Annotated in this window: 2 tRNA genes and 3 rRNA genes; all 5 read left to right on the forward strand. The window is 51.4% G+C overall.

From position 1 onward, the window contains the following. Positions 1-472: 472 nt before the first annotated feature. The 5 genes from J8L85_RS17865 (at position 473) to rrf (ending at position 5,651) form a co-directional block, all read left to right on the forward strand. A 16S ribosomal RNA gene (locus J8L85_RS17865) occupies positions 473-2,003 on the forward strand. 166 nt (positions 2,004-2,169) lie between these two features. Further along, positions 2,170-2,243, forward strand: a tRNA-Ile gene (locus J8L85_RS17870). A 104-nt stretch (positions 2,244-2,347) separates the two neighbouring features. After that, positions 2,348-2,421: transfer RNA gene (locus J8L85_RS17875), tRNA-Ala, on the forward strand. Between the two features lie 139 nt (positions 2,422-2,560). Beyond that, positions 2,561-5,388 (forward strand): 23S ribosomal RNA (locus J8L85_RS17880). Between the two features lie 151 nt (positions 5,389-5,539). Then, a 5S ribosomal RNA gene (gene rrf / locus J8L85_RS17885) occupies positions 5,540-5,651 on the forward strand. The 16S, 23S and 5S rRNA genes sit together here with 2 tRNA genes alongside, the layout of an rRNA operon. Positions 5,652-5,693 lie beyond the last annotated feature (42 nt).

The following is a 5,693-nucleotide window of genomic DNA, read 5'->3' on the forward strand; positions in this document are numbered from 1 at the left end:
TGTAAGTTGTTCTATTATAGGGTCTTGAAAAGGGGCGTGGATTTTGTGTCAAAAAAAAGTGATTTTTTTCTTTTTAATTTAAAAAAGGGTCTTACATTTGCAGCCCGTTAGACGGATACCCATAGGGGTTCCGCGGGAAGGTCCTGGGGATCGCAACGTTCATTGTTTTTTGAAGTTTTACGGGGGCCGGAAAAGAAAAAATATTTTTTTTCAAAAAAGGTTGCCGGTTTAAAAAACAGTTGTATATTTGCACCCGCTTAGGCAATTGGCCGAGTGGTAAAACGGGGAACGGCGCAGTCCGGGAGACGTTTTTACAGGAGTGGAAGTTCATTGAAATATTGTGGAGAAAAGTCGTTTTTAGGAGGTTTAGGTCTTCTAGGGCGACGGTAGAAAAAGATAACAAAGAATTAGATCGAGAGAATCGGGGCCGTGGACGGATTCGGTAGTCGTTGGGACGAATATATACAGAACAACGATGAAGAGTTTGATCCTGGCTCAGGATGAACGCTAGCGGCAGGCCTAACACATGCAAGTCGAGGGGCAGCGGGAGAAAGCTTGCTTTCTTGCCGGCGACCGGCGCACGGGTGCGCACCGCGTATGGAACCTACCTTTTACAGGGGAATAGCCCAGGGAAACTTGGATTAATGCCCCGTAGTACCTATAGGGGGCATCTCTTATAGGTTAAAGGCTTCGGCCGGTAGAAGATGGCCATGCGTCCCATTAGCTGGATGGTAAGGTAACGGCTTACCATGGCTACGATGGGTAGGGGCCCTGAGAGGGGGATCCCCCACACTGGTACTGAGACACGGACCAGACTCCTACGGGAGGCAGCAGTGAGGAATATTGGACAATGGGCGGGAGCCTGATCCAGCCATGCCGCGTGCAGGAAGAATGCCCTATGGGTAGTAAACTGCTTTTATACGGGAAGAAAAAAGGGTACGTGTACCCTACTGACGGTACCGTAAGAATAAGGACCGGCTAACTCCGTGCCAGCAGCCGCGGTAATACGGAGGGTCCGAGCGTTATCCGGAATTATTGGGTTTAAAGGGTCCGTAGGCGGGCCGGTAAGTCAGGGGTGAAAGTCTGTAGCTCAACTATAGAATTGCCTTTGATACTGCTGGTCTTGAGTTATGGTGAAGTTGGCGGAATATGTAGTGTAGCGGTGAAATGCATAGATATTACATAGAACACCGATTGCGAAGGCAGCTGACTAACCATATACTGACGCTGATGGACGAAAGCGTGGGGAGCGAACAGGATTAGATACCCTGGTAGTCCACGCCGTAAACGATGGATACTAGCTGTCCGGGTCCTTGAGACCTGGGCGGCCAAGCGAAAGTGATAAGTATCCCACCTGGGGAGTACGTTCGCAAGAATGAAACTCAAAGGAATTGACGGGGGCCCGCACAAGCGGTGGAGCATGTGGTTTAATTCGATGATACGCGAGGAACCTTACCAGGGCTTAAATGCATATTGACAGGGGTAGAGATACCTTTTCCTTCGGGCAATTTGCAAGGTGCTGCATGGTTGTCGTCAGCTCGTGCCGTGAGGTGTCAGGTTAAGTCCTATAACGAGCGCAACCCCTACCGTTAGTTGCCAGCATGTCATGATGGGGACTCTAACGGGACTGCCGGTGCAAACCGTGAGGAAGGTGGGGATGACGTCAAATCATCACGGCCCTTACGTCCTGGGCCACACACGTGCTACAATGGCAGGTACAGAGAGCAGCCACTGGGCGACCAGGAGCGAATCTATAAAACCTGTCACAGTTCGGATCGGGGTCTGCAACTCGACCCCGTGAAGCTGGAATCGCTAGTAATCGGATATCAGCCATGATCCGGTGAATACGTTCCCGGGCCTTGTACACACCGCCCGTCAAGCCATGGAAGCCGGGAGTGCCTGAAGTCCGTCACCGCAAGGAGCGGCCTAGGGCAAGATCGGTAACTAGGGCTAAGTCGTAACAAGGTAGCCGTACCGGAAGGTGCGGCTGGAACACCTCCTTTCTAGAGATTGTCCTTTTGAAGGACGGTCCCCGACGACTGTCGGAAGAGGTCTTCGGTCCCGTTTTTTCGATTTATACAATGATTTGTTGTTTTTTTAAAAAGAAAGTTTCTCCGCGATAACGATATATACAAATACGGATCTTCTTACGGGGAGTGAAGTAGGGACAGTCCCATAGCTCAGCTGGTTAGAGCGCTACACTGATAATGTAGAGGTCGGCAGTTCGAGTCTGCCTGGGACTACGAGCCCCCTGAAAGGGGAGACGTTCATTGATTGAAGTATTGGAAATTCTGGAAGTTGGGTCAACTGTCAACTGTAAAGCGGCAACGGGCCACTTGCAGGAAACGGGGGATTAGCTCAGCTGGCTAGAGCGCCTGCCTTGCACGCAGGAGGTCATCGGTTCGACTCCGATATTCTCCACGATCCGCGAAGCGGAAGAACGTTCATTGACATATTGGAACAGGGAATATATAGGGACATAGGTCCTTGTATAGACCTAAAAAGAAAGAAACACGAATCTTTATTAAGAGTAAAGAGTACGAATAGAATAAAAGGAAAGGCGACAAGCTGGAAAAGGGCGTATGGGGAATGCCTAGGCTCTCAGAGGCGAAGAAGGACGTGATAAGCTGCGAAAAGCCGCGGGGATCGGCACACACGATATGATCCGCGGATATCCGAATGGGGCAACCCGGCATGTTGAAGACATGTCATGCCGTAAGGCAAGCAAACCCGGTGAACTGAAACATCTAAGTAGCCGGAGGAGGAGAAAACAAAAGTGATTCCGATAGTAGCGGCGAGCGAAATCGGATTAGTCCAAACCAATGTTGTTCCGGCAATATTGGGGTTGTAGGACCACGACATTCGAGATGCGATGAACTAGAACGCTTTGGAAAGAGCGGCCATAGACGGTGATAGCCCGGTATAGGTAAAGGACATTTAGATAGTGGTATCCTGAGTAGTGCGGGGCACGTGAAACCCTGTATGAATCCGGCGGGACCATCCGCCAAGACTAAATACTCCTGAGAGACCGATAGTGAACCAGTACCGTGAGGGAAAGGTGAAAAGAACCGTGAATAACGGAGTGAAATAGATCCTGAAACCATACGCTTACAAGCGGTCGGAGCCCTTCGGGGTGACGGCGTGCCTTTTGCATAATGAGCCTACGAGTTACTTTTACTGGCAAGGTTAAGTTCTTCAGGAACGGAGCCGTAGCGAAAGCGAGTCTTAATAGGGCGCCACAGTCAGTAGTAGTAGACGCGAAACCGTGCGATCTACCCATGGGCAGGTTGAAGCTGTGGTAACACATAGTGGAGGACCGAACCCGTTGACGTTGAAAAGTCTTGGGATGACCTGTGGGTAGGGGTGAAAGGCCAATCAAGCTCGGAAATAGCTCGTACTCCCCGAAATGCATTTAGGTGCAGCGTGTTATTAGTTTCATAGAGGTAGAGCTACTGATTGGATGCGGGGGCTTCACCGCCTACCAATTCCTGACAAACTCCGAATGCTATGAAATGATGTAACGCAGTGAGGGCATGGGTGCTAAGGTCCATGTCCGAGAGGGAAAGAACCCGGACCATCGGCTAAGGTCCCCAAATATATGCTAAGTTGACAAAACGCGGTGGAACTGCATTGACAGCCAGGATGTTGGCTTGGAAGCAGCCATTCATTTAAAGAGTGCGTAACAGCTCACTGGTCGAGCGGTTCCGCATGGATAATGATCGGGCATAAGCATATTACCGAAGCCATGGCTTTGTATTTATACAAGGGGTAGGGGAGCATTGTAGTTGCGTTGAAGGTGTACCTGCGAGGGATGCTGGAGCGGCTACAAACGAAAATGTAGGCATAAGTAACGATAATGCGGGCGAGAAACCCGCACGCCGAAAGACCAAGGTTTCCCCAGCTATGCTAATCAGCTGGGGGTCAGTCGGGACCTAACGCGAACCCGAAAGGGGTAGTGGATGGACAACGGGTTAATATTCCCGTACCCGCCCGCGCTAAAAGTGACGGAGGCGAGAATTTGGTGCGTGCTGACGGAATAGCACGTTGAAGGGAGCGGTAACGCCCCGATAGTACACCGAGGCTACGGCCAAGGTGATAATCCAGAGTATCGACTTCCAAGAAAAGCAAGCGAGGCGGCCCGTACCGTAAACCGACACAGGTGGTCGGGATGAGTATTCTAAGGCGCTCGAGAGATTCATGGCTAAGGAACTAGGCAAAATAGACCCGTAACTTCGGGAGAAGGGTCGCCCCCTTATGGGGGGCCGCAGTGAAGAGGTCCAGGCGACTGTTTATCAAAAACACAGGGCTCTGCAAATTCGAGAGAAGAAGTATAGGGCCTGACACCTGCCCGGTGCCGGAAGGTTAAGAGGAGATGTCAGCTTCGGCGAAGCATTGAATTGAAGCCCCGGTAAACGGCGGCCGTAACTATAACGGTCCTAAGGTAGCGAAATTCCTTGTCGGGTAAGTTCCGACCTGCACGAATGGTGCAACGATCTGGACACTGTCTCGGCCATGAGCTCGGTGAAATTGTAGTATCGGTGAAGATGCCGGTTACCCGCAGTGGGACGAAAAGACCCCGTGCACCTTTACTATAGCTTCGTATTGACCTTGGTCAAACAATGTGTAGGATAGCTGGGAGGCTTTGAATCTGCGTCGCCAGGCGTGGAGGAGCCGTTGTTGAAATACCAGCCTTTGTTTGATCGGGGCCTAACCCTCCAAGAGGGAACAGTGCGTGGTGGGTAGTTTGACTGGGGTGGTCGCCTCCAAAAGAGTAACGGAGGCTTCTAAAGGTGCCCTCAATACGGTTGGCAATCGTGTGTAGAGTGCAATGGCACAAGGGCGCTTGACTGAGAGACATACAGGTCGACCAGGTTGGAAACAAGAGCATAGTGATCCGGTGGTTCCGCATGGAAGGGCCATCGCTCAAAGGATAAAAGGTACGCCGGGGATAACAGGCTGATCTCCCCCAAGAGCTCATATCGACGGGGGGGTTTGGCACCTCGATGTCGGCTCGTCACATCCTGGGGCTGGAGAAGGTCCCAAGGGTTGGGCTGTTCGCCCATTAAAGTGGCACGCGAGCTGGGTTCAGAACGTCGTGAGACAGTTCGGTCTCTATCTACTGCGGGCGTTAGAAATTTGAGTGGATCTGACCCTAGTACGAGAGGACCGGGTTGGACTGACCGCTGGTGCACCAGTTGTCCCGCCAGGGGCATTGCTGGGTAGCTATGTCGGGACTGGATAAGCGCTGAAAGCATATAAGCGCGAAACCGGCCACAAGATGAGATTTCTTTAAAGGGCCGTGGGAGATGACCACGTCGATAGGCCATAGGTGGAAGTGCAGCAATGTACGCAGCCGAGTGGTACTAATTGCCCGTCAGGCTTGCGCATGCCCCCGTCCACGGGCGGGGGCACAGACTCCTTTTTTTAAAACGTATTTCTTTGCCGCAAGGCATCGTGCTTCCTTCTTTCAAGGTACCTGTTCCATTATTATGTCATTTATCTCCGATGCCCTAGGGCCAAGGATTAAGATATTGAAAACTTAGGTGGCCATGGCGACGGGGCACACCCCTTACCATTCCGAACAGGGAAGTTAAGACCGTTTGCGCCGATGGTACTGCTATACCAAGTGGGAGAGTAGGTAGCCGCCTTCTTCGAAACCCCCTTCACTTTTTGTGAAGGGGGTTTTTTTATGC

It is taken from the genome of Maribacter sp. MMG018, assembly GCF_018100785.1.
In the GTDB taxonomy this organism is placed as follows: domain Bacteria; phylum Bacteroidota; class Bacteroidia; order Flavobacteriales; family Flavobacteriaceae; genus Maribacter.